Raw genomic sequence first — 20,963 nt, 5'->3', positions numbered from 1 at the left:
TCTTTAAAATTGATTTTTCATGTCTTGTTGTTTAGCTGCCGAAGGCGTCCGTTTTTGCCAATATGTTTGCGCTTCACGATCCAGTCTCAGCTTAAGCAAGTCTTTTTTGAAAAGGCGCATTAATAGTCCAATCGGGAAAATAGTCGATAAGAAAACGATCCCCATAATAAGGGGATTGACTACATGGGATAAAAGCAAGCCGATACGATACCAAAGATTGTTAAGCGGACGTAACGGCGCTACCCAGAAATAAGCAAGAAGAAGAAAGACAGCAGCGGTGGAGAGCCATGCCATCCACCAATAATCATGAAAGTCGCGGACTTGATAGAGTCTTACAAAACCTATGGCGGAAAATGCGGCAGAAAAAGTGATTCCAAATCCGCGTTCGCTTGGTTTTTTTTCCTGCTTCCCACGTAAGCAGTCTGAGCGTTGCTTAGTTAGTCCTGGTGGGGAGCTTTTAATCGTGACTTTTTTCATAAGATTGGCGAATGTCGGTTATTCAAAAATCCCTTAATATATACCAAATTTAATATACCAAATTTAAGAAAAACATCGTCATTTCGGTGGGAAATTGGCGCGCTCTGTCGCCTCTATAGATTATAAATTTTAAGGGACTGTTTTAGGAAGTTAATTTTAGTCAGGCCATTTCGGCATCGGATTGATTATATTGAATCTAAGATTTAAATGACCAGGGTGCAGCTAAGTCACGAAATGGAATTTCAAAAAGGAAGTCTTATAAAATGGCGCGCCCGAGACGATTCGAACGTCCGACCACAGCCTTCGGAGGGCTGTACTCTATCCAGCTGAGCTACGGGCGCGTAATGCGTATTCTAACCGATCGGCGCTGTAATTACGACAACATTGTTTTCAAATGCGCCAGACTCGCCTTGCCGCGCTCTTTGATGACTTCCGGGGCCAGCTGTTTTTTGTTGACCCATTCCAGGTCGTCTTCGGGCAGTTCGCTTAAAAACCGGCTGGGTTCGCATTCGGCGACTTCGCCGTAACGTTTGCGATGGGTGCAGTAGCTGAACGTGCAGGTGCGCTGGGCGCGGGTGATGCCGACGTAGGCCAGGCGGCGTTCTTCTTCTATGTTGTCGGTTTCGATGCTGTTTTGATGGGGCAGGATGTTTTCCTCGATGCCGATCAAAAACACATGCGGAAACTCCAGTCCCTTGGCGGCATGCAAGGTCATCAGGCTGACCTGGTCGCTGGCCTCGTCTTCCTGGTTGCGCTCCATGATGTCCATCAGCATGATTTTGGCGACGATTTCCGCCAGCGGTTTTTGACCGTCGGTTTCCTTGTCGGCGATGCGTTTTAGCCATTCGATCAGCTCGTAGACATTTTTCAGTTTGCGGTCGGCGGATTCCTTGGTTTTGCTTTCTTCCTGCAAATGCTGCGAATAGCCGATTTGGTCGATGAATTGTTCGATGACCGCAAAGGTATCGCCGCGCTCGATGCGGTCTGCGGTATCGATGACCCAGTCGCGGAATTTGGTCAGCCGGTGCATGGCTTTTTCGGACAGCCTTTGGCTCAGGCCGAATTCGGTGCTGGCCGCGAACAGGCTGATATGGCGCTCATTGGCATAGGCGCCGAGCTTTTCCAAGGTGCTCGGGCCGATTTCCCGTTTCGGTGTGTTGATTACGCGCAAAAACGCCGCATCGTCATCCTGGTTAACGAACAGGCGCAGGTAACCGAGGATGTCCTTAATTTCCGAATAGGCGAAAAACGAGGTGCTGCCGCTGATGAAATACGGGATGTTGTTTTCCCTTAAGCCTTTCTCGAACAAGCGGGACTGATGGTTGCCGCGATATAAAATCGCATAATCCTGGTAATTGCTGCCGGTCTTGAATTTATGATGAATGATCTCGGACACAATCTGCTGGGCTTCGATCTGCTCGTCTTTATGGCTTAAAACCCGTAGCGGATCGCCGTAACCCAGCTCGCTCCACAGCCGCTTTTCAAAAGCATGAGGATTGTTGGCGATCAGTTGGTTGGCGACTTTAAGGATGCGCCCGGTGGAGCGGTAATTCTGCTCCAGTTTGATGACTTGCAGACGGGCGTAGTCTTTTTGCAATTGCGCCAGGTTTTCCGGCTGTGCGCCTCGCCAGGCATAAATGGACTGGTCGTCGTCGCCGACCACGGTAAACCGGCCCAGGTTGCCGGCGATCAGGCGCACCAGTTGATATTGGGTGATATTGGTGTCCTGGTATTCATCGACCAGCAAATAGCGGATTTTGTTTTGCCACTTTTCCAGAATGGCTTGGTGCTGCTGAAACAGCAGCACCGGCAACAGAATCAGGTCGTCGAAATCGACCGCGTTGTAGGCTTTCAGGCTGCGGGTGTAGTCGATGTACAGATTGGCCGCCGGGTATTCGTTGGCTTTTGCAATGGTCACCGATTGCTCCGGCGTGACGAAGGCATTCTTCCATTGGCCGATTTGCCGGGCATACTGATCGGCGTTATCGATGTCGCAATCTTTCGCGCCGTGGCTGATTAAGTTACGCAGCAGCGTGTGCTTGTCCTGCTCGTCAAACAGGGTTAGGCCTGATTTATAGCCCAGCGTCTTGGATTCCGCCCGCAATATATCCAGGCCCAATGAATGGAAGGTAGACACCCGCAGGCCGCGCTGTTGCTTGTCGTCCAGCAATTTGGACACCCGGCTTTTCATTTCCCGCGCGGCTTTGTTGGTGAAGGTCACCGCCGCAATATGCCGCGCAGGCAGGCCTTGCTTGACCAGATAGGCGATTTTTTCGGTAATCACCCGCGTCTTGCCGCTGCCCGCTCCGGCCAGCACCAATAAGGGATGATCAATCGCTTTAACAGCGGCTTGTTGTTGTGGGTTTAGTTTGGACATTGATAGTTTAGCTAGTTCCCAAGCTCAAGCTTGGGAGTTCGGTTTTGGAAGCTCCAGCTTCCTGTCTCGCGAAGCTGCGACTGCATGGATGCAGGAGGTAGAGCAACGCAGGAGCGGTTGCCGAGAGCTTCGTGTTCTGAGTTCCCAATCTGGAGATTGGGAACCAGCAGAGCTTACGCTAATAAGCATTGTTCATAAAGACAACGCCGCGAAATCCTCGACCGCAACCTGCATAACCCGCTGGGGTTGCCTTTGTTGGTCAGTGATTGCCTGGTAATCGTTTTCGATTTTTTCTAAAACCAAAGCATCGAAATATTGCTCACCGCAAAACGTACATTCAAGACAAGGCACATGCTCAACAACAAGCATCTGCTCGTCTTTTTGGTAGATATAGCGTGTGGTTTTGCTACTAAGGTGTTTATGGCCGCAAAATACGCATTGTTCGGACATATTAATTACCTCGTTCAAAAGGATTTGTGAATTTAGGGGGCGTAGGGATATAGACGGTAATAATAACCAATGTCTCGCCCATGCAACCACACACGATATGGATGGGAATACCGTTATCGGTAAACCCGGCGACTAAACAGCTTACACCACGCCCCGTATCGGCATACTGTTCGAGAATACGTCCATTGCTCAGAGCTTGCGTCACTTCGGTCAAGGTTAGGTTATCGTTCTGCCGTTCTTGATCGCCATGTTTTGAATAGCGATAAGTTTTATCTTGTACAGCCTGTTTTACCCATTCTATTGCTATCATAGCGCATTAAACTTTACGATCCAGCTTACGATAACTAATTGCCTCGCTTAAATGCGCGGTTTCTATATTGTCCGATTGGGCAAGGTCGGCAATGGTGCGCGCCAATTTTAAAATCCGATGATAAGCACGATGCGACAGGCCGAATTTGTCCATGGCCTGCTCTAAAATCCGGTGGCTGGGTTCGGACAGCACACACAACTGTTTAACTTCCTTAGCCGCCAAAGCCGAATTGGCTTTGCCGCTACGCGCAACAGCCAAATTGCGGGCCGCAACCACGCGCGCCCTGATTTTCTCGCTGCTCTCTTCTCCTTCCGGCGAACCTTTGCGCAGCACTTCATGCGAGACTCTGGGCACTTCCAGATGCATGTCGATACGGTCCAGCAACGGGCCGGATACTCTGGCCCGGTAGCGCATGACTTGCTCGGACGTGCAATGGCAGCGCCCCGAGGCGTCACCCAGAAAACCGCAAGGGCAGGGGTTCATCGCCGCAATCAGTTGGAAACGCGCCGGGAAATCGACTTGCCTTGCGGCGCGGGAAATGGTGATGTGGCCGGTCTCCAGCGGCTCCCTTAGCACTTCCAGAACCTTGCGGTCGAATTCCGGCAACTCGTCTAAAAATAACGTGCCGTTATGCGCCAATGAAATTTCGCCGGGCCTCGGATTACTGCCGCCTCCAACCAAGGCCGCCGCCGAAGCTGTATGATGGGGCGCACGATACGGCGGCTTAAGCCAGTTGGCGACATCCAGGCCTTGGTCGCTGATCGATGCAATCGCTGCGCTTTCCTGCGCCTGTTGCTCGGTTAATTGCGGCAGGATAGTCGGCAAGCGCGAGGCGATCATCGATTTGCCGGTGCCGGGCGGGCCCAGCATAATCAGGTTATGCGCGCCGGCCGCGGCAATCTCGAAGGCCCGTTTGACGTGGTATTGGCCATGCACATCGGCAAAATCTATATCGGTAGCCTTTACACCCTGCTCTTGCTGCTGAAACTCTACTTGTATCAAATGCTGCCCAGTCAGATGGGCGCACACTTCCAGCAAATGCATGGCCGGGATAATTTCAATATCCTTGACCAGCGCCGCTTCGGCGGTATTTTCCTTGGGCAGTATCAGTTTCCGCCGATTGTTTCGGGCTTGTATCGCAATCGGCAACACGCCGTTGATAGCCCGCAGTTCACCGCCCAACGACAGCTCGCCGACACATTCGTAGTGATGCAAGTGAGCCGTCGGAATCTGCCCTGATGCGGCCAGGATGCCCAACGCGATAGCCAAATCAAAACGCCCGCCTTCCTTGGGTAAGTCGGCGGGAGCCAGGTTGACCGTGATCCGCTGCATCGGAAACTCGAACCTGGAGTTTAATATCGCGCCCCGGACCCGGTCTTTGCTTTCCTTAACCGCCGTTTCCGGCAGGCCGACGATATTCAGTGCGGGCAGGCCGTTGGCGACATGAACTTCAACGGTCACCAACGGCGCTTCGATGCCGGAGCGACCGCGACTGTAGATAACCGCTAAGGACATGGCTGCTGGTTCCGGCGGCCTACTTTTCTTCCTTGCTTAACAGTTGCTGTTCCATCTCGGCGACGCGTTTTTCCAGGTCTTCGAGCTTCGAGCGGGTTTTTGCCAACACCAGCTTTTGCACTTCAAACTCTTCGCGTGTGACCAGATCCAGCTTGCCTAACGCGCCCTGCAAAATGGAATGGAAGCTTTTTTCAAGATCGTCTTTGAGGCTGTTCAAGCCCGGAGGTATGGCGCCCGCCAAACGGCTGGCAATATCATCAATGGATTTAGGATCAAACATTATGGCAATCTCATAGTAAAGGGGGTAACCGAGTAACCTAAAAAGCATCACCACGAAGGCACGAAGGACACGGAGAAAAGCAAAATAAAAAACTTCGTGTTCTCGGCAATTGTTCCTGCATTGCTCTACCTTCCCTAACGTTTTTGCGATGAATGGGCCAAATGGCTACTCGCAACCAATGCAAAACGTTTCGGACGGGGCAACATGCCCCGTCCGGCTTTAGTAAAAAACTTCGTGTTCTTCGTGTCTTCGTGGTAAAAAAAATCTACTTTAAATTAAACGCTTTTTTAACAAACTCAGGCTGCGCCAAAGCTGCTTTGTGTATATCGGCATTGTAGTAAGTCGTGTCGAACTGCTTGTTCGCGCTATCCAGTTCCCTGAATTTGCCCAAGTCGCCTTTGCTCGCAATCGTTGCACTCCACCAGCCGGAAGGATACAAACATTGCGGGAAGAACAAGGTCTGCAAATGCTTAAAGCCGGTTGCGCTCATCGCATCGCGCATCTCGCCGATCAGTTTTAAGTGATACAGCGCCGACTCGCTTTGCTGTACGACCATGCCGTTTTCCGACAGGCAGTTAAAGCAGTCATGGTAAAACTCTTTGCTGAACAAGCCTAAAGCCGGGCCGACCGGGTCGGTGCTGTCGACGATAATGATGTCCACCGAATTCGGCTCGGCGTCTTTGACCCATTTTATGCCGTCGATAAACTTCAAGTCGGCTCTGGGATCGTTATTGGATTCGCATAATTCGGGAAAATAGATTTCCGCCAAGCGCGTGACCCGCTCGTCAATATCGATCTGCACCGCTTGTTCAACCGACGGGTGCTTCAACACTTCCCTCAACGTGCCGCAGTCGCCGCCGCCGATAATCCATACCCGTTTTGGGTCGGGGTGAGTGAATAACGCCGGATGGCTCATCATTTCATGGTAAAAAAAGTTGTCGCGGGTCGATACCATCGTGCAACCGTCAATCACCATTAAGTTGCCGAAGGTTTCGGTTTCGTAGATTTCAAGGTGCTGAAACTCGGATTGCTCCTCGTGCAGCTTTTGTTTAATTTTTAACGAAAAGGCCGAGCCGGCCCCAGAGTGTTGTTCGGTAAACCATTCAGATCGGTTCATAGTGTGGATTCCTGGAAAAATAAACGCATAAAGATTTGATCATTATATTAGAATTCGGCATCTCACGGCACAACGGAGTTAATAAAGTTGAATTTAAGTCAAAGCAAAACCTGGACGACCCGCGAATCTGCGCAAACTTACGCGATAGACAGCTGGGGACAAAACTATTTTTCGATCAACGCCGACGGGCATGTCTCGGTAAAGCCCAGCTCCGATAAAGACGTGGAACTGGATTTGTACGAAATCGCCCAATCGCTGAACGACAAGAAGCTATCCTTGCCGGTGCTGGTGCGCTTTACCGATATTTTAAAAGACCGCGTGACCCAGTTGTCCCGCGCATTTCAAAAAGCCTGCGCCAACAATGATTACCAGGGCAGCTACACGCCGGTTTACCCGATCAAGGTCAACCAGCAGCGCAAGGTCGTTGAAGGCATTTTGGCGGCCGACAACATCGGCCTCGAAGCGGGCAGCAAGCCGGAATTGCTGGCGATTATGGCGCTGTCCAATAAAGGCGTGGTGGTTTGCAACGGCTACAAAGACCGCGCTTATATCCGTCTGGCGCTGATCGGCCTGAAAATGGGGCTGAATCTGTACCTGGTCATTGAAAAGCCGCTGGAACTGGAACTGATTATCGAGGAGGCAGCGCGCCTTAACATCAAGCCGCAACTGGGTGTCAGGGTCAGGCTGTCCAGCATCAGCGCCGGGAAATGGCAAAACAGCGGCGGCGAAAAATCCAAATTCGGCCTTCATGCCCATGAATTGCTGCTGCTGGTTGAGCGCCTTAAGCAAACCGGTCTACTGGACACCTTGAAACTGATGCACTTTCACATGGGTTCGCAAATCGCCAACATTCACGACATCAAAATAGCACTGAAAGAAGCCGGCCAGTTTTATGTAGAGCTGCATCGCCTGGGCGCTAACGTGAAAATCGTCGATGCGGGCGGCGGGCTAGGCGTGGATTATGACGGCAGCCATTCGCGGCGAGAATCGTCAATCAACTACAGCCTGGATGAATACGCGCAGAATATCGTGCGCAGCTTTGCCGACATTTGCGCGGAAAAACAGGTGCCGCAGCCCGACATCATCACCGAATCGGGCCGCGCGCTGACCGCGCATCATGCGGTGTTGATCACCAACGTGACCGATATTGAATCGGTTTACGCCAACCACGCCGAACTGCACGCTCTGCCGGAACCGGATAACCTGGTCGAGCATTATCACGATGCGCAGTTTGACTTGTCCGAAGCCCGAGCCCGATTTACCCAGGACAAACTGAGCATTACCGGACTGGCCGAGGCGGAGAACAACTATGCGCTGCTGTGCCGCCAGCTTCAGGCCAAGCTTAATCCGAACAATCAAAGCGAGGCCTCGATATTGCAGGAACTGAACGAGAAACTGGCCGACAAGGTGTTTTGCAATTTCTCGCTGTTCCAGTCCATGCCGGACATCTGGGGTATCGACCAGATCTTCCCGATCATGCCGATCCACCGGCTGGACGAACAGCCCACGCGCCGCGCCGTTATCCAGGATTTAACCTGCGATTCCGACGGACGCATCGACCAATATATCGACGGGCAGAACATAGAAAAAACCTTGCCGGTGCATCAAATCGACAGCAACGAGCCGTACCTGATCGGCTTTTTCATGCTCGGCGCGTACCAGGAAATATTGGGCGACATGCATAATTTATTCGGCGACACCCATTCGATCAACATCGAACTCGACGACCAGGGTTACCATTTTTATGACCTGCATGAAGGTGAGCATGTCGACGACCTGCTGGATTATGTGCATATCAACAGCGAAGACTTGAAAACCGCCTACCGGGAAAAACTGGCTAACAGCGATCTTAGCGAGCAGCAGCGGCAGGACTATGAGCAGGAGCTGATTGCGGGGTTGACGTCTTATACTTATTTGGCTAAATAACAAGAAAGCAGGCGTGATAGGCTTGGATGTATAACCATCTACACCGCCCGCCATTCCGGTCCGGCAGGGAGTGCCGGGATCCAGAGCACAAGGATGTGATAAAACGAGATAAAGCCCGACCGGCTTGCGACTGAATTAATAGAAAAAGTGGTGCTCCCATGATTTCCCTAAAAATCAAACTCGACGATATTACCGAAGCCCTGACCACACGTTTCGACATAGTAGAAGGCGGCTTTTTCCTGGACACCGAAACCGGCGACATCCTGCTCAGCACCGAAGGCGTCGACGAGGGGGACCTGCCGGACGACCTGAAAGACAATCCGCGTTATCGCCTGATCGATCCCTTAGCCTCCTATGAATCGTTCCAAATCATGGAAGACTTTGTTGACAGCCTCGGCGATACCAAGGAAGCGGTCAGGCTCCAAGAAGCGCTTAACCGCCGCAAACCGTTCCGCCAGTTCAAGGACACTTTGCATGACCATACGAGTTTAAGCGATGCCTGGTATGCATTCGAGCAGCAGGAGTTGAAGCGTCTGGCAGAGGAATGGTGCGAAGAGAATGGGATTAAGGCGGAGTGGGTTTGATGAGGCATATTTTATGATGACATTGGGGCTAAGGAAAAAACTAACAATTGCGAAACGCTTGACACCTTAAAAAGGATCAAGACCAGCCTCTAGTTTTCGAAAATTGACATCAGGTATGACTAATGGATAATGCTTCTTTGAGAGGTGTCTGCCTTGCGCCAACGCGTGATTATCACACGTTGGCTTTCGACGGATCAAGGAAAAGTGCTATAGGTAATTATGGATATATGGCCCCGTCATATAATGCCTCCATTATCATGCTTAGCGTATGTGTATGGACTGATGATACGCTACCCAAGGTAAATTTAGACACCTCTCACTTCCTTTGAACTGCCAACATGCCTAATTATGAACATTTTTTCACTGACGAAAAAATCATCAGTGCGCTTTGCAAGCAAAGAATGGTTTTTTGCCGCGATGCCCACAAAAAGAGGTTCTTAGGAAAATTCTTACCGGGTAATCAACGGACAGAAAAGCCTTCACCCATTTTAAGCTTGATGCCTCCCCGCTCCCGATGGAAGAGGGTGTGCAAACAGGCCAGCAATTCTCATCGTCAAAACACAACCAACTTGAAATTCACGGTCAAGCAACTCAGAGAAGCATCCGCTCCTGAAGATCGCTCTTGGATCGCAGCTCAAAATGAGTTAATAGAATCAATACGGGTTAAGGCTCTAGCGAAAGATCGTATATCGTTTGAATCACCAAAAATCACACCAATTCCTAAGGATAAATCAAAGTTAAAATATAGACTTATCGCAAGTTACAGCGATAATCTCGTGGATTCGACTGTCATTGGTCAATGTGCAAATTATCTCCGGCGGAAATTTGATGATGCCTACTTTTTAGAATGCTCATTTGCATTCCGCTCACCTCCAGATGGTCAGAAACCTGTTACACATCACAATGCCTTTGAACAATTGGCAAAATTTTGGAAAGAAAACCAGAAGGGCAATCAAATTCAAGCATACATTGCTGAATGCGACATTCAAGGTTTTTATGACACCATTGATCATGAAGTCATATTGTCTTGCTATGATGCGGCTGTTTTGGAGCTCAAAGAAAAGCATGGTATCGGCATTGATGATCGGGCTAAACAAGTTATTTTTGCCTATTTGGAATCATACACATACAACAATTATGGTCGCCCGAAGGCGCTTTCTATACTAGAAGATAGCGCATCAACCAAAGTGAAAGACAGGGATGAGACGCTTCAAGAATTTCACGCTCCAGAAAGGAAATATGGCGTTCCTCAAGGCGGTGCTTTGAGCGTCTTTTTTGCAAACCTAATCCTTCATAAAGCCGATTTAGCTGTTATGAAGATACTTGAAACTCAGAGTAGCGATGGGCTTTATGTCCGATATTGCGATGATATGGTAATAGCGACCTTAGATGAAGGTATTACTGATCGAGCTTTGGAAGCCTATATTTTTGAGCTCAAAAAGTTAAAGCTGGTACACCATTCTTCAAAATCGATTGCTGCCTACTCAGGTTCAAAAAAGCGTGACTTTTGGAATACAAAGACAAAGAAAACTTACCTTTGGGGCAATAAAGCTAATGTCCCATCGGCAATGCCTTGGTTGGCTTTTGTTGGCTACCAGCTTCGCTATGATGGCATGGTAAGAATACGACCATCTTCAATACAAAAAGAGCTAGAAAAGCAACGTAAACTACGGGAGAAGTTTTTAAAAAGCATTGAAACCGCTTTAGAGCATGACAAACCTTTAAATTACTCCAGACGCGAATTATTGGCCTCGCTGGAAGGACGTTTGAGAGCCGGTGCTATAGGAAAGCGTCCTGCATTGGATTTATCATGCGGGCTGACAGAATCAGAATTCGGTTGGTGCAAAGGTTTTAATGAACTGGCATCAGAACATTTGCCTGAATTACAGCCAATTGCCCAAAGCCAACTGAGGTGTTTAGACCGAGGGTTAGGCAAACAGCTAGCAATTGCTAAAGCTAGTTTAGCGGCGCATCCCAAACTATTAGATTCAAGGGAGAATGGCGAAAACAACCCCGCCCCCAAACTCGAGTACTCAGGTAAACCACGCAGTTATGCCGGTCAATTAAAGCCGAAATCAACAGACGGTAATTAAAAAATCTTTACTCTTGCCTTCATCCGTTGATGCTCGGCTTATAAAAATTAGACGGAATTTTTCGACTCCAAGCCTGTAGAGTACATATTGCATACCGTTTTATTCAGCTTGCGTACACCACTCATTAAATGTAGATTTATCCTTACTAAGGATTTGGTTAAAAATAACTTCCCGAAATCACTGTCTTCTATCGTCAAGCCGTTCGTGCTGAGCTTGTCGAAGCATGATCGGCTTGACGCGGGGTAGGCCAAAATTTTTCCGTCCACCCTTCGACAAGCTCAGGGCGAACGGAAAAATTTTATCCGATCCATATCGGGAAGTTATTAATGACCGTATCCTAAACATCATCATTTCAGGAAACTTTTATGACTGTAATTACATTCGACACTCACCAATTCATCAGCAAGCTCATTGCTGCCGGTTTTGAGGCGAAGCAAGCGGAAGCTGTTTCCGATGCTTTTAAAACCGCGCAAGGAGAAACTGACTTGGCCAGCACCCGTGATCTGCGGGAAATGGAATTGCGCCTGGAAGCAAAAATAGACAAGGTAACTTCCGATCTTAAAGTCGATCTTATTAAATGGATGGCAGGGTCATTAATAGCTCAAGCGGCTGTTATTGCTACGCTGGTTAAGCTTTTGTGATACTTGAAAAATGGTACGCGAGGCGCAAAAAAGCGAGGCTATCATGCTACAAGAACAAATTATCGATGAAATCAAACAAATCCCCGGCGATAAATTAGCCGAAGTATATGATCTGATACATTATTTCCGTTTAGGGTTGAAACACGAGGCCGACTTATTACCAAAACAGCGCCCTATTGGTTTGGCTAAAGAAATTTTCCAAATGCCGGCCAGTTTCTTTGACCCGTTACCGAAAGCAAAAAGTCTGTAGTATCTATCTCAACACACACTTTGTAAAAAGTGTCGTGAGCATACCCTATCCGGTTTATCAACAAGGGAGAAAGCCGATGACCATCTCGCATGTATTCGACACTTACGCAAAAACCGCACAAGGCAGAACATTGCATTTCAATGTGGTGTTGGATGAAGACGATCAGCAACAAGCGCTTGGCTTCGCCAAGCAATGGCTGGACAGCATCAATCTGGAAGATGCCGTCGTGACCCCGGAGAACTGTTACTTTTATCACAGCCTCGAAGCCCCGGCAGCCATCAGAGCCGACATCGACAAGAACGGTTACGCAATTTATAAAATGGAAGGATGTCCCAAATAACACGGACCGGATCAGCGTACCGCATCCGCGCGGATAAACTCATAATATTAAACAATCTCGGAAACATAACATGAAAGCAGGCATGATCGGCCTAGGTGCAATGGGCATCGGCATGGCGAGCAATATCGCCAAGGCCGGATACTTAACCGGCGTTTACAATCGCACGGCGGCAAAGGCGCAAAATCTGGCCGAAGAATTGAATGTTAAGGTCTTCGATCAGCCGGAAGAGCTTGCGGCCAACGTCGATATAGTGCTGATTTGCGTATCCGCCGATCAGGATGTGTTGGACATGGTTGAGGCGATAGCGCTTACCATCAAGCCCGGCACTGTCGTTGTCGACATGTCCACGGTCAGCAGCGATACCGCGAACAAAGCTGCCGCTATGCTGGCCGAAAAACAGGCGGCTTTTCTCGATGCGCCGGTATCCGGCGGCGTTGAGGGCGCTAAAAACGGCACATTGGCGATGATGGTCGGCGGAAATTCGGCCGTACTGGAACAAGCCCGTCCGGTGCTGGAAGCCATGACCGGGCGCATTATGCACATGGGACCGGCAGGTTCAGGCCAAGCCACCAAGGCGGTCAACCAAATCATGGCGGCAGGTATCAATCAGGCGGTGACGGAAGCACTGGCTTTCGCACAGGCCCAAAATCTGCCGATGGATAAGGTAATCGAGGTGATTTCCGGCGGCGCGGCAGGCAACTGGTTTCTTCAGCATCGCGGTCCTACGATGACCCGAGGCGTTTTTGCTCCGGGTTTTAAACTGGCGCTACATCATAAAGATCTGAAAATCTGTCAAAGCATGGCAAAGCAATCCGGCGCATCGACTACGCTGATCGAGATGACGATTGCCGATTATCAGCGGTTAATGGCGGAAGGGTACGGCGATGAGGATATTTCAGCGCTTTACCGATTAAAATCGGATTGAAAATTAGCCTAGACCTGTTAAAGTCAGGCGCACCTTAAACATTACCGAGGAATAATTATGTCTGATTACAAAAAATACCAGTGCGGCGTTTGCGGCCATATTTACGATGAAGCGGAAGGCGATCCTGATTCAGGCATTGCGCCGGGCACTTTATGGAAAGATATTCCCGACGATTGGCGCTGCCCAGAATGCGGTGTGGATAAAAGCGAATATGATTTGCTAGGCTAATCGACCCTTACCGGAGCACAGTATGCATATTGTTATAATCGGCTCGGGCGTGGCCGGTGTCAGTTTTGCCGAGAAGTACCGCGCATTATCGGCCGACGATGACATTACGCTGGTAACCAGGGAGCATGACGGCTATTATTCCAGGCCGCTGCTGTCCCGCGGCTTTAGCAAGGCCGATATTGAGCAATCCATCATCCTGAAACCCTTTGATAAGCTGCGCGAAAATAACATCAATGTGCTGTGCGGCGTAGAAGTAACGGCCATTGATCGCGTTGATAAATCCATTGCGATTAACGGTTCCTGCCAGGAAAAAGAGCTGCAATACGATAAACTGATTCTTGCGCCGGGTTCGTCCGCGTTTATTCCGCCGCCATTCAGGCCGTATGAAAAGCTGTTTTTCAGCCTGAACAGCTTGGTCGATTTGAAGGCCTTGCGTAAATTCCGGCAGGAGTTTTTAAGCCAAAACCAACGGCCTGACTGGGCGATTGTCGGCGGCGGTTTGATCGGCTGCGAAGTGGCGTCCGATTTGGCGGCGGCGGGCGATAAGGTCACCCTGTTTCATGCGGTGGATCGGCTAATGGAGCGGCAGCTGGCAGTCGAGGATTCGGCTTTATTGCTTAAGGTGTTGCAGGATTCCGGCGTGAAGGTGTTGTTGAATCAGGCTGTGCAGGAATTTATCAGAGAGGAGGATAAAGTTTGCGTAAGAACCGAGGTGACGGCAGAGTTCGACGGGTTGATCGTCGCCTGCGGATTCAAACCGCGCACCGAATTGGCTGAGCTTGCAGGCCTCGAGACAGGCCGCGGCATCAAGGTCACCCCCTATTTGCAGACCAGCGACGAATCCATTTACGCGCTGGGCGATGTGGCCGAGTTGCCGAACGGAAAACTCTACGCCTTCATTTTGCCGATACGCAGTCAGGCTTTGTGGTTGGCGGAATTTCTGGCCGGACAAAAACAGGACGGCTGGACTCCGCCGGTTTTTACCACCAAAGCCAAAGTGCATGGTTTTGAGGCGGTCCATCCGTATAATGTTTGATGCAACCAGGCGAAAGGCTAAGGGCGAAAAACGCTTTAGCCCTTAGCCTTTCGCCTTTTATCTATAACATGACCCAAAACCGATACTCTGACGCGGAATGCGCCGCCGTCTATCGCGCCATTTATGAGCGCCGCGATATGCGCCATTTTTTGCCCGACCCAATCGATCCCGAGTTGTTACTCCGCCTGCTTGATGCCGCGCATCACGCGCCCAGCGTCGGTTTTATGCAGCCTTGGCGGTTTATGCGCATCAGTTGTCCTGAGCTTCGGAAAGCCATACACGCATTGGTTGAGCAGGAACGCATCCTGACCGCCAAGGCTTTGGAGGAACGCGAAGACGAGTTTATGAAGCTGAAAGTGGAGGGTATACTGGAATGCCCGGAAGTGCTGGTTGCGGCCTTGTGTGATCAGCGGGAGCATTATATATTCGGCCGCCGCACCCTGCCGGAAATGGATCTGGCGTCATTGTCCTGCGCGATACAAAACATGTGGCTCGCAGCCAGGGCCGAGGGTATAGGCTTGGGCTGGGTGTCGATGTTCGAACCGGAAGCCTTGAAAACCTTATTACACATGCCCGAAGACAGCCAGCCGTTCGCGGTTTTATGTTTGGGCCATGTCGAGAAATTCTACGACAGACCGATGCTGGAACAAGAGCAATGGGCGGATCGTAAAGACCTTAAAGATTTATTATTTGAAAACGTTTGGAATACACCGTGCCGTTAAATTTTGTGATACCCCCGCTCAAATCAACGCTTAGCGCTGCCTTGCAAAGCAAAATCGACCAGAAAACCAAGCCGCTGGGTTCCCTGGGGCAACTCGAATCTTTGGCGTTACAGATCGGACGCTGTCAAAACAGCCTGAAACCGAGTTTAAATAAACCGTGCATCCTCATTTTTGCCGGAGACCACGGCATTGTTGAAGCCGGAGTCAGCGCTTACCCGCAAGCCGTTACCGCGCAAATGATCGCCAATTTTTTGGCCGGTGGGGCTGCGATCAGCGTTTTGGCGCGACAACACGATATAGAACTATTGATTGTCGATGCGGGCGTCAATGCCGATTTGAACAGCCACCCCAAACTGATCGATGTAAAAATCGGCAAAGGCACCCAAAACTTTTTAACCGATCCTGCAATGACCGCCGAAGAATGCGGCAAAGCCCTGCAGGCGGGCGCGGATCAGGTTCTGCGGCAACATCAAGGCGGCTGTAACTGCATCGGCTTTGGCGAAATGGGCATCGGCAACACCTCATCCGCGGCACTGCTGATGCACCGTTTAACCGGCCTGTCGCTAGTGCGCTGCGTAGGCCGCGGCACCGGTTTAAACGACAGGCAATTACAACATAAAGTAACGATATTGCAGCGGGCGTTAAACCAGCATAGAGGCGCAACGGAGCCTTTAGACGTGCTGGCGACGTTCGGCGGTTTTGAAGTTGCGATGATGGTGGGCGCTTATCTCAAAGCCGCCGAACTGGGCATGCTTATTTTGGTTGATGGCTTTATTGCGGGCACAGCGCTGTTAGTCGCCAGCAGGCTGCATCCTCACGTGCTGGATTATTGCGTGTTCAGTCACGTTTCCAATGAGCAGGGCCATCAGACTTTATTGCATCAGTTCAAGGCAAAAGCCTTGTTGGATCTTGAACTGCGCTTGGGCGAAGGTTCCGGCATTGCATTGGCCTACCCGCTGGTGAAATCGGCTGTCGTATTTTTGAACGAGATGGCTACGTTTGCCGAGGCTGGGGTTGATCATTAAAATCGGTTAAAGCCGTATTCATCTTTTTAAACTCTCGGAGATACAACCATGCTTAGCAGCCAAGAGCTTTACCAACAGGTTAGCCATTTACCCCCATTAGAAAAATTACGTTTAGCAGAATTATTACTTGCCGATTTGGATACACCCAATCCGGAAATCGATGCTATCTGGCGTGAAGAAGCACAAAAAAGATGGAAGGCCTATAAAGCGGGTGAGCAGAAAACAGTAAGCTACGAAGCGGTTATGCAAAAATACAAATGAAAATAGAATTCCTTGAGTCCGCACAGACTGAACTGGATCAAGCGTTTGAATGGTATGAAGCTCAACAGAAAGATTTAGGCGTACAGTTTTTAAATGAATTTGATGCGGCAATTAGGAGAATTGCTACCTATCCAGAATCTTATATTTTGATTGAAAAAAATGTAAGGCGTTGCTTGGTTAAACGATTCCCTTATGGAATTTTATATGGCATAGATGCCGATAAAATTATTGTTATCGCTGTGGCGCATTTACATCGAAAACCTGATTATTGGATAGATAGAGCATAACAACCATGCGCCATCTAAAACTGTTCCTATTAGCCCTCAGCTTCTACACCCGACTGCCAGGGATGGCGGAAGTGTCGCAAGCGGTAGGGAACCGATGCGACCGCCTGCCGCATCCTCAAATTCTGGATTACAAGCAGCTGCCTCAGGCAGCGGTCTACTTGCCTTTGGTCGGCTGGCTGGTTGGCGGCATCTGCGCGTTGGTATTTTACCTGGCGGATTCAGTTTGGCCGCAAGCCACGGCGGTAATCCTGGCGCTAATCGCCGGCACTTTGCTGACCGGCGCGTTGCATGAAGACGGCTTTGCCGATGTCTGCGACGGCTTCGGCGGCGGCATGGATAAACAGCGCATTCTGGAGATCATGAAAGATTCCCATATCGGGGTTTATGGCGTTCTCGGGCTGCTGTTGATGCTGTTGCTGAAGATCAGTGTGTTAATCGAAATGCCCGCCGCTGTACCTTCTGTGTTGCTGGCCGGGCACAGCATCAGCCGGTTGCCGCCGCTGTTGCTGATGCGGCGTTACCAATACGCGCGCGAACATCAGAGCAAAGCCTCGGGCGCGGTTTATCGACCCAATTTCCGGGAGTTGGCTTTTGCCGCCGTGACCGCGTTATTGCCATTGGCGTTGTTGCCGGTTTTATGCGCGCTGGCAATCATTCCGGTATTGCTTGTCAGCGTGTTGCTTGGACATTATTTTTACCGCCGTATCGGCGGCTATACCGGCGATTGCCTGGGCGCGAGCCAGCAAGTCGCCGAAACTGTTTTTTACTTAAGCGTGAGTGCCTTATGGATATTTATTTAATTCGCCACACCCAGACGGCTGCCGATCCGGGGCTGTGTTACGGTCAAAGCGATGTGGCCCTGGCGGCCGGCTTTGAGGATGAACTGGCGAATCTGCATGACAAACTGCCGGAGTTCGACGATGACTGCAAGGTTTTCAGCAGCCCGTTAACGCGTTGCCTGCAATTGGCCGAGACCTTTTCCGACACGGTGACCACCGATGCGCGCTTGCAGGAACTTGATTTCGGCGAGTGGGAAGGCAAGCGTTTTGACGAGATCGAAGCCGATGCTTTGCAGCATTGGATGGATAATTTTGTCAGCGCAGCGCCGCCAAACGGTGAAAACTTCGAAGATTTGTATCAGCGCGCGGACAGCTTTTGGCAGGATTTGTTAGCCACCGAAGCAAAGCAGGTTTTGGTGATCACCCATGCGGGCGTTATCCGCGCTTTGTTGGCGCGCGCCTTGAATCTGCCCTTAGCCAATTCTTTTCAACTGCGTATTGATTCGGGTTCCGTGCATAAAATGCGCCGTGCCGACGATTATCTTTACATCGAATACATCAATTTGTAATGGACCACGCTCGTAGCTATTACAAAGCAAGCTTTGTACTCCGATGCCTGGAGTCCAAAGCTTGCTTTGGCAGATACTTAAGTTATCGATGAACCACGGCGGCAATATTTACCGATTCGCCCGGCGACTCGGCTGCCTGCCGGAACAGGTGCTGGATTTTTCGGCCAACATCAACCCGGAGCAGGCGGTCGATTTAAGTTGCTTGCAAGGCGTTCAGCTTACGCCGTATGCCGACCCCGATTACAGCCAGCTAAAACAGGCGATCAATCAGCGCTACCCGGTTCCTGCGGGTGCCGATATTGAACTGTTTAACGGTGCGAGTGCGGCTATCTTCGCCTTGTTGCGCGGCCTGCAGCCGAAAGATCTGGTGTTATATACGCCTTTATACGGCGAATATGCGCATATTGCCGGGGAGCTGGGGTGCAAGGTGCATAATATCGACCGGTTCAGTAGCTTGATGGTGGACATTCCCGAGCGCAGCACGGTGATTTTTGTCAACCCGTCCACGCCGGACGGCCGGCTTTATGAGTTGCGGGACTTGTTGGAAAAATGGTGGGCGGCAGACTGCACGATCATCATCGATGAGTCGTTCCTGGACTTTAGCCAAGCCGATTCGGTTGCAGAACACATTGCGCATTACGATAAACTTTATGTAATCAAATCGCTGAGCAAATTCTACGGTTGCGCCGGCATCCGCATCGGCTTTATTCTGGCGGCGACGGCGGCGATAAAGGAACTGCGGCGCTTTGAACCGGCATGGAAGTTATCCAGCCTGGACATGGCCTATATGCAGCAGGCGCTGGCAAATACCGCGTTCATCGAACGGACCCGTCGGCAGACCGCGCATTTGCGAGACTTGCTGCATCACGCCCTGCAAAACTCCGCTTTGTTCGATAAGATTTATCCGGGCCGGGCCAATTTCCTGCTGGCGCGCCTGGCAGACGGCGGCAGCGGTTATCGGTTGCAGCAGCAACTGGAGCCGTCGCGGATTTTAATCCGCGTCTGCGACAATTTTGAGGGCTTGGATGAAAGCCATGTGCGTTTTGCTGTCAAGGATGAACTCGCCATAGCCCGGCTTGCCCATAGTTTTAAAAACATTAATAAATAAAAAACTCACCACGAAGGGCATGAAGAACACGAAGAAATAAACTTCGTGTTCTTCATGCCCTTCGTGGTGCATAAAAACATTTTAAGTCAACAACGATGAAACCATTAGCCGTCTTCGGCACCAGTTCAGATGCAGGCAAAACCACGCTGGTCATGGCCTTGTGCCGGATTTTTGCCGATCAAGGTTTGAAAGTCGCACCGTTCAAGGCGCAAAACGTCTCCAATAATTCAGCGGTCACCAAGGAAGGACGGGAGATTTCCAGGGCGCAGTGCCTGCAAGCGGAAGCCGCGCGCGTCGAGCCGAGTTATCTGTTCAACCCGGTGCTGCTTAAATCGCACGGCAACGGATCGGTGCAGGTGATCGTGAACGGGCTGGTTTATCAAAACCAGTCGATTGCGGCCTATTATGCCGAAATCGACAGATTGAAAGCTCAGGTCAAACAGGCATTTTCCGAGCTTCAGCAGGACTATGACCTGATCGTTGCGGAAGGCGCGGGCTCACCGGTCGAGCTGAATTTGCTGAACAAGGATTTGTCCAATACCTTTGTCGCCAACAGTTTCAACAGCAAAAACATCCTGGTCGCGGACATCGAGCGCGGCGGCGTATTTGCGTCGATTTACGGCACCTTGGAGCTGATGGACCCGGTCATGCGCAGCAACCTGATCGGGGTGGTGATCAACAAGTTTCGCGGCGACCGGCGTTTTTTCGACGAGGGCGAAAAGATCATCGCCGAGCGCTTCGGCGTTCCGGTTTTAGGCGTGCTGCCGTTTAAGCCGCTGAACATCGACATGGAAGACTCCCAGTCGCTGCGTAATTACCGTCAGCGCCTGGACGACGCCAAAATCCGCGTTGCGGTGATCGCCTATCCGGGACTCAGCAATTACAACGATCTCGATGTGCTGATGGGCGACCCCGAGCTTTATGTCGAGCTGATCCACGCCCACCGCCCGCTGGAAAGCTTCGATATGGTGCTGTTGCCGGGCAGCAAGACCGTGATCCGCGATTTGCAGTGGCTGAAAAGTCAGAGCCTGTTCGAGGAGATTTTGCGCTTCAATAAGCCGGTGTTCGGCATCTGCGGCGGCTATCAAATGCTCTGTCAAAGTTTGCACGACCCTGATGCGATTGAGCATGAAACCGCAACTGTCGAAACCGGCCTGAGTTTTATCGACGATACTGTGCTGTACCAAAGCCCCAAAATACTCACCCGTGGGCAGTACCCGCTGTTTTCATACGCCGGGATCAGCGGCTATGAAATCCATTGCGGGCGCATGGACAAGTATCCGCTGTATTATCAGGGCGGCTTGTCCTCCGGCACCCATGTGCATGGCGTATTTGACGACGATGCGTTCCGCACCGGTTACTTTAAAGTCATTAACCCGCAGTACCAGGGCTATGCCTATGCGCATTACCGCGAAGCCGAAATACAGGGCTTTGCCGACATGGTCGCGGAAAATCTGGATATAGCCGCCATTTTACAGGCGTTACAGGTTTTATAATGGGACACGGATGACACTGATTAGGCGGATTTGCACGGATTTTTAACATGGCTTAGGATCGTGCCTAAATTAATTTAGGCAATTACCATGAAGAGCATGAAGGACATGAAGACTTAAACCTTTCATGCCGCTTCATGTCCTTCATGGTTAAAAAATGAAAAATAAAA

Annotated in this window: 24 protein-coding genes and 1 tRNA gene; 17 read left to right on the top strand and 8 right to left on the bottom strand. The window is 50.5% G+C overall.

The features are described from left to right. Window positions 1-3: 3 nt before the first annotated feature. From V3O24_RS14285 to speE, 8 genes are all read right to left on the bottom strand, one after another. Entirely contained in the window at window positions 4-477 is a 474-nt protein-coding gene (locus V3O24_RS14285) for a hypothetical protein (RefSeq protein WP_104422166.1), read from the bottom strand. A gap of 264 nt (window positions 478-741) precedes the next feature. Then, window positions 742-818 (bottom strand) — tRNA-Arg (locus V3O24_RS14280). A 32-nt stretch (window positions 819-850) separates the two neighbouring features. Next, on the bottom strand, window positions 851-2,854 hold the full coding sequence (gene rep / locus V3O24_RS14275; RefSeq protein ID WP_331307739.1) for a DNA helicase Rep: 2,004 nt from the start codon (window positions 2,852-2,854) through the stop codon (window positions 851-853). Window positions 2,855-3,046: 192 nt separating this feature from the next. Further along, a complete protein-coding gene (locus V3O24_RS14270) occupies window positions 3,047-3,304 on the bottom strand; it encodes a YgiT-type zinc finger protein (protein WP_104422164.1) in 258 nt (85 codons plus the stop codon). A 1-nt stretch (window position 3,305) separates the two neighbouring features. Beyond that, window positions 3,306-3,614 (bottom strand): DUF4258 domain-containing protein, encoded by a 309-nt coding sequence (locus V3O24_RS14265; RefSeq protein WP_331307738.1) that lies wholly within the window; start codon window positions 3,612-3,614, stop codon window positions 3,306-3,308. 6 nt (window positions 3,615-3,620) lie between these two features. After that, window positions 3,621-5,129, bottom strand: a complete 1,509-nt coding sequence (locus V3O24_RS14260) for a YifB family Mg chelatase-like AAA ATPase (protein WP_331307737.1) — start codon at window positions 5,127-5,129, stop codon at window positions 3,621-3,623. 19 nt (window positions 5,130-5,148) lie between these two features. Next, window positions 5,149-5,409, bottom strand: a complete 261-nt coding sequence (locus tag V3O24_RS14255) for an accessory factor UbiK family protein (protein ID WP_331307736.1) — start codon at window positions 5,407-5,409, stop codon at window positions 5,149-5,151. Window positions 5,410-5,674: 265 nt separating this feature from the next. Next, complete coding sequence (gene speE / locus V3O24_RS14250) at window positions 5,675-6,526, bottom strand: polyamine aminopropyltransferase (protein WP_331307735.1); 852 nt, start codon at window positions 6,524-6,526, stop codon at window positions 5,675-5,677. A gap of 87 nt (window positions 6,527-6,613) precedes the next feature. Here speE and speA point away from each other — a divergent pair, with 87 nt between their 5' ends. The 17 genes from speA (at window position 6,614) to V3O24_RS14165 (ending at window position 20,796) form a co-directional block, all read left to right on the top strand. Further along, a complete protein-coding gene (gene speA / locus V3O24_RS14245; RefSeq protein ID WP_331307734.1) occupies window positions 6,614-8,452 on the top strand; it encodes a biosynthetic arginine decarboxylase in 1,839 nt (612 codons plus the stop codon). A 158-nt stretch (window positions 8,453-8,610) separates the two neighbouring features. Continuing rightward, the gene (locus tag V3O24_RS14240; RefSeq protein WP_331307733.1) at window positions 8,611-9,036 is read left to right on the top strand and encodes a UPF0158 family protein; all 426 of its coding nucleotides are present in this window, start codon (window positions 8,611-8,613) and stop codon (window positions 9,034-9,036) included. Window positions 9,037-9,374: 338 nt separating this feature from the next. After that, complete coding sequence (locus tag V3O24_RS14235; protein ID WP_331307732.1) at window positions 9,375-11,129, top strand: reverse transcriptase domain-containing protein; 1,755 nt, start codon at window positions 9,375-9,377, stop codon at window positions 11,127-11,129. 365 nt (window positions 11,130-11,494) lie between these two features. Further along, window positions 11,495-11,770, top strand: a complete 276-nt coding sequence (locus tag V3O24_RS14230; protein ID WP_104422156.1) for a DUF1640 domain-containing protein — start codon at window positions 11,495-11,497, stop codon at window positions 11,768-11,770. A gap of 10 nt (window positions 11,771-11,780) precedes the next feature. Beyond that, a complete protein-coding gene (locus V3O24_RS14225) occupies window positions 11,781-12,020 on the top strand; it encodes a hypothetical protein (protein WP_331307731.1) in 240 nt (79 codons plus the stop codon). Window positions 12,021-12,096: 76 nt separating this feature from the next. After that, window positions 12,097-12,360, top strand: a complete 264-nt coding sequence (locus tag V3O24_RS14220; RefSeq protein ID WP_331307730.1) for a DUF2024 family protein — start codon at window positions 12,097-12,099, stop codon at window positions 12,358-12,360. A 46-nt stretch (window positions 12,361-12,406) separates the two neighbouring features. Further along, window positions 12,407-13,285, top strand: coding sequence for an NAD(P)-dependent oxidoreductase (locus tag V3O24_RS14215; RefSeq protein WP_331307816.1), 879 nt, complete (start codon window positions 12,407-12,409; stop codon window positions 13,283-13,285). A 57-nt stretch (window positions 13,286-13,342) separates the two neighbouring features. Next, the gene (locus V3O24_RS14210; RefSeq protein WP_104422153.1) at window positions 13,343-13,513 is read left to right on the top strand and encodes a rubredoxin; all 171 of its coding nucleotides are present in this window, start codon (window positions 13,343-13,345) and stop codon (window positions 13,511-13,513) included. 22 nt (window positions 13,514-13,535) lie between these two features. After that, complete coding sequence (locus V3O24_RS14205; protein WP_331307728.1) at window positions 13,536-14,549, top strand: FAD-dependent oxidoreductase; 1,014 nt, start codon at window positions 13,536-13,538, stop codon at window positions 14,547-14,549. 68 nt (window positions 14,550-14,617) lie between these two features. Further along, the gene (bluB, locus tag V3O24_RS14200; protein WP_331307727.1) at window positions 14,618-15,271 is read left to right on the top strand and encodes a 5,6-dimethylbenzimidazole synthase; all 654 of its coding nucleotides are present in this window, start codon (window positions 14,618-14,620) and stop codon (window positions 15,269-15,271) included. Beyond that, window positions 15,262-16,296 (top strand): nicotinate-nucleotide--dimethylbenzimidazole phosphoribosyltransferase, encoded by a 1,035-nt coding sequence (gene cobT, locus V3O24_RS14195; protein ID WP_331307726.1) that lies wholly within the window; start codon window positions 15,262-15,264, stop codon window positions 16,294-16,296. The genes bluB and cobT overlap by 10 nt, the downstream gene beginning before the upstream one ends. A 48-nt stretch (window positions 16,297-16,344) precedes the next feature. Beyond that, on the top strand, window positions 16,345-16,557 hold the full coding sequence (locus V3O24_RS14190) for an addiction module protein (RefSeq protein WP_104422150.1): 213 nt from the start codon (window positions 16,345-16,347) through the stop codon (window positions 16,555-16,557). Beyond that, on the top strand, window positions 16,554-16,844 hold the full coding sequence (locus V3O24_RS14185; protein ID WP_104422149.1) for a type II toxin-antitoxin system RelE/ParE family toxin: 291 nt from the start codon (window positions 16,554-16,556) through the stop codon (window positions 16,842-16,844). Before V3O24_RS14190 ends, V3O24_RS14185 begins: the two co-directional genes overlap by 4 nt. A 5-nt stretch (window positions 16,845-16,849) precedes the next feature. Beyond that, entirely contained in the window at window positions 16,850-17,644 is a 795-nt protein-coding gene (cobS, locus tag V3O24_RS14180) for an adenosylcobinamide-GDP ribazoletransferase (RefSeq protein WP_331307725.1), read from the top strand. Next, on the top strand, window positions 17,629-18,192 hold the full coding sequence (gene cobC, locus V3O24_RS14175) for an alpha-ribazole phosphatase (RefSeq protein ID WP_331307724.1): 564 nt from the start codon (window positions 17,629-17,631) through the stop codon (window positions 18,190-18,192). The genes cobS and cobC overlap by 16 nt, the downstream gene beginning before the upstream one ends. 61 nt (window positions 18,193-18,253) lie before the next feature. Next, window positions 18,254-19,300, top strand: coding sequence for an aminotransferase class I/II-fold pyridoxal phosphate-dependent enzyme (locus V3O24_RS14170; RefSeq protein WP_331307723.1), 1,047 nt, complete (start codon window positions 18,254-18,256; stop codon window positions 19,298-19,300). 95 nt (window positions 19,301-19,395) lie between these two features. Further along, complete coding sequence (locus tag V3O24_RS14165; protein ID WP_331307722.1) at window positions 19,396-20,796, top strand: cobyric acid synthase; 1,401 nt, start codon at window positions 19,396-19,398, stop codon at window positions 20,794-20,796. The last annotated feature ends 167 nt before the right edge of the window (window positions 20,797-20,963 follow it).

Origin of the sequence: Methylobacter sp. Wu8 (assembly GCF_036440755.1) — a bacterium.
GTDB lineage: Bacteria > Pseudomonadota > Gammaproteobacteria > Methylococcales > Methylomonadaceae > Methylobacter_A > Methylobacter_A tundripaludum_A.
This window is presented reverse-complemented; position numbering and strand designations above follow the sequence as displayed.

Excerpts from the sequence above, each read along its gene's own strand:
- V3O24_RS14185 (WP_104422149.1), top strand. The coding sequence starts at position 16,554 with ATGAAAATAGAATTCCTTGAGTCCGCACAGACTGAACTGGATCAAGCG.
- V3O24_RS14190 (WP_104422150.1), top strand. The coding sequence starts at position 16,345 with ATGCTTAGCAGCCAAGAGCTTTACCAACAGGTTAGCCATTTACCCCCA.
- V3O24_RS14285 (WP_104422166.1), bottom strand. The coding sequence starts at position 477 with ATGAAAAAAGTCACGATTAAAAGCTCCCCACCAGGACTAACTAAGCAA.
- V3O24_RS14255 (WP_331307736.1), bottom strand. The coding sequence starts at position 5,409 with ATGTTTGATCCTAAATCCATTGATGATATTGCCAGCCGTTTGGCGGGC.
- V3O24_RS14210 (WP_104422153.1), top strand. The coding sequence starts at position 13,343 with ATGTCTGATTACAAAAAATACCAGTGCGGCGTTTGCGGCCATATTTAC.
- cobC (WP_331307724.1), top strand. The coding sequence starts at position 17,629 with ATGGATATTTATTTAATTCGCCACACCCAGACGGCTGCCGATCCGGGG.
- bluB (WP_331307727.1), top strand. The coding sequence starts at position 14,618 with ATGACCCAAAACCGATACTCTGACGCGGAATGCGCCGCCGTCTATCGC.
- V3O24_RS14230 (WP_104422156.1), top strand. The coding sequence starts at position 11,495 with ATGACTGTAATTACATTCGACACTCACCAATTCATCAGCAAGCTCATT.
- V3O24_RS14220 (WP_331307730.1), top strand. The coding sequence starts at position 12,097 with ATGACCATCTCGCATGTATTCGACACTTACGCAAAAACCGCACAAGGC.
- V3O24_RS14235 (WP_331307732.1), top strand. The coding sequence starts at position 9,375 with ATGCCTAATTATGAACATTTTTTCACTGACGAAAAAATCATCAGTGCG.
- V3O24_RS14225 (WP_331307731.1), top strand. The coding sequence starts at position 11,781 with ATGGTACGCGAGGCGCAAAAAAGCGAGGCTATCATGCTACAAGAACAA.
- rep (WP_331307739.1), bottom strand. The coding sequence starts at position 2,854 with ATGTCCAAACTAAACCCACAACAACAAGCCGCTGTTAAAGCGATTGAT.
- V3O24_RS14240 (WP_331307733.1), top strand. The coding sequence starts at position 8,611 with ATGATTTCCCTAAAAATCAAACTCGACGATATTACCGAAGCCCTGACC.
- V3O24_RS14205 (WP_331307728.1), top strand. The coding sequence starts at position 13,536 with ATGCATATTGTTATAATCGGCTCGGGCGTGGCCGGTGTCAGTTTTGCC.
- V3O24_RS14270 (WP_104422164.1), bottom strand. The coding sequence starts at position 3,304 with ATGTCCGAACAATGCGTATTTTGCGGCCATAAACACCTTAGTAGCAAA.
- V3O24_RS14260 (WP_331307737.1), bottom strand. The coding sequence starts at position 5,129 with ATGTCCTTAGCGGTTATCTACAGTCGCGGTCGCTCCGGCATCGAAGCG.
- speE (WP_331307735.1), bottom strand. The coding sequence starts at position 6,526 with ATGAACCGATCTGAATGGTTTACCGAACAACACTCTGGGGCCGGCTCG.
- V3O24_RS14165 (WP_331307722.1), top strand. The coding sequence starts at position 19,396 with ATGAAACCATTAGCCGTCTTCGGCACCAGTTCAGATGCAGGCAAAACC.
- cobS (WP_331307725.1), top strand. The coding sequence starts at position 16,850 with ATGCGCCATCTAAAACTGTTCCTATTAGCCCTCAGCTTCTACACCCGA.
- V3O24_RS14265 (WP_331307738.1), bottom strand. The coding sequence starts at position 3,614 with ATGATAGCAATAGAATGGGTAAAACAGGCTGTACAAGATAAAACTTAT.